2 protein-coding genes are annotated in these 2,155 nt (G+C 70.0%); both read right to left on the bottom strand.

The window, feature by feature from the left end; all coding sequences use genetic code 11:
• Positions 1 to 135 precede the first annotated feature (135 nt).
• Entirely contained in the window at positions 136 to 1,539 is a 1,404-nt protein-coding gene (locus AB0K51_RS34755; RefSeq protein WP_363462282.1) for a hypothetical protein, read from the bottom strand.
• 52 nt (positions 1,540 to 1,591) lie between these two features.
• Positions 1,592 to 2,155: hypothetical protein (locus AB0K51_RS34750; protein ID WP_363462280.1), on the bottom strand; the 564-nt coding region annotated here is incomplete at its 5' end.

Below are 2,155 nucleotides of genomic sequence, written 5' to 3'. Positions count from 1 at the left end.
CAACGCCTTCGAGATCGCCTTCGACGGCCGACTCTCCGTCGGCCGCCGCTAACTCAACCCAACCGAGTTACACCGTTCACTGGACAGACCCCCGGACGGCGCCCGCGAAGCGTGAGCAGGCCGTACTCGGCCCGGTCAGCTTCGGGAAGGTGCGAGGCCAGGTCTCGTCTCGTAGGGCTTGGTGCGGTGGTCCTTCAGGAGTGAGCGCCAGTCCGACGGCGGCACGGTGCCGGCGGAGTTTGCAGGTGGCCCGTCATCCATCGTGCGGTCGCTGATCACGGCCGCCGTATCGAACGTGACAGCCCCGTCCAGCGAGGTCAGAGCGGTGGCGTCGTGCATCGCGACCACGAACCCGTCACCACGGGGCGACAGTGCGTCCAATGCCTCCCGGAACCGCACCTGCGCCGACGGCAGCAGCGCCCGATCCGTCACCCACGCACCTGACGGAATCTCCCGCACCTGCGGCTGCGGCACCGGCTCCTCCGGGAACTGCACCTCGACGGTCACCAGCCGCTGGCGCTCGGTCGGATGTAGAACGGGGAAACGGCCTGCCGGCGGCTCCGCCCGGCCTGCCGACCCGGCCCGGGAAATCGCCCTCACGTCCAGGGTGATCCCGGCGCCGGACAGCAGCCCCTCGACCTCGTCCACCAACAGCGCAGCACCCGCTCCGCCCGCGCCAAGCCGGTCCTCGCCGCCGTGAACCGCCCGTTCCCGCGCCCGGTCACGGTGATCACCGGCTGCTCCAGCCCGGCGAGGTGACGCCGGATCAGCTCCGGTGCCAGGCGCTGCGCGGCCTCCCGCACATCCCCCGCCCATCCCCCGCCCATTCGCGCCCCAGCGCGGTCTTGCGTTCGGCGAACAGGACCAGACGCCGCCCTTCGACGGCGGGTCGATCCACAGGATCTGCCCGCGCGGACCGGGTTTGCCGTCCGAGACCGTGGCGGACGCCTTGAGGTTGAACGACCAGCCGCCGTGCTCGGTCTGCACACCGATGAGCGTCGTGGGCGGGTACACCACCCGGTCGGTCATCGCGGCGATCGTCCGCGCGAGGGTGAGATCCGAGTGGGCCACCGCCGAGATCGCCAGGAAGACCGGTGCCTCGGCGGGCAGCATGCAGAGCTCGGGGTCGGCGGCGACCATCGCGGTGTGAGTGCCGTCGTCGCTATCGGTGAATGCCGCCAGGCTGAGTCCTCGCCGACGACCACCACGGGACGGCCGTACGTCGCGACACGACGTGCTCGGCGACGACCAGGTCGCGGCCACCACCAGCCGTGGGCACGGCCCACCGCACGTGGCACCCAGCCCGTAATCCCCTCGCGGACGGTCGCCCCGGGGGTACGCGGCCTGGTACTCCCACAGCATCTTCATCGCGAACCGCACCTGGTCGCGGATGTCCGCGCTCGGCCCGCAGGACACGAACTCGATGGCGCCCTTCGGCGCGCCGCTTCGGTCGACGTGCATCGCGATCACAAAAGCGTCCTGACGTTCCGGCAGCTCGTGCAGCACCTGCGCATACGTCCACGCCGCCGACTCCGGCACCGCCGCCTCCCCGACAACTGCATTCGCCGGGCGGGGTGGGGTGGGTTCTGGTTCAGTGGTCGGTTTCGTTTGTGGGCACTAGTTGTTCCAGGCGGTGCCAGAAGTGGTCGAGGGCGGCGTGTTGGGTGGCGTCGGGGAGTGGGTGTCCGTGGTGGGTGAGGGTTTTGAGGGTGTCGGCGAGTTCGTTGTAGGTGTGTTCGATGATGTCGGGGGTGTAGTTCGCGGCGTGGATGCGGGGCAGCCAGAGGTGTTCGATGCCGTGGGTGTAGCGGGCGAGGATCAGGGTGTCCTCCTGGTGCGGGGTGAGGGGTTCGAGTGTCTCCATGCGGTTCCAGAAGTGTTGGCGGACGGCGGCGAGGGTGGCGGGGTCGGGTGGGGTGTGGCTGTGGCTGTGGGCGGTGATGGTGCTCTCGAGGCCGATGGTGGCGGTGGCGATGCTGTCGGGGGTGAAGTCGGCGGGGAGCCAGAAGTCGATGGTGTTGGCGAGGTCGGCGGGGAAGCGGGTGTTGTCGGGGTTGGCCTGGAGGGTGCCGTGGTGGGCGGCGTGGGGGTGGGGTGGGTAGCGCAGGGGGTGGTTGAGGTAGATGGCGAGGGCTTGGATGTGGGCTTCGAACGC

The organism is Kitasatospora sp. NPDC049285, assembly GCF_040678815.1.
Taxonomy (GTDB): Bacteria; Actinomycetota; Actinomycetes; order Streptomycetales; family Streptomycetaceae; genus Kitasatospora.
This window is presented reverse-complemented; position numbering and strand designations above follow the sequence as displayed.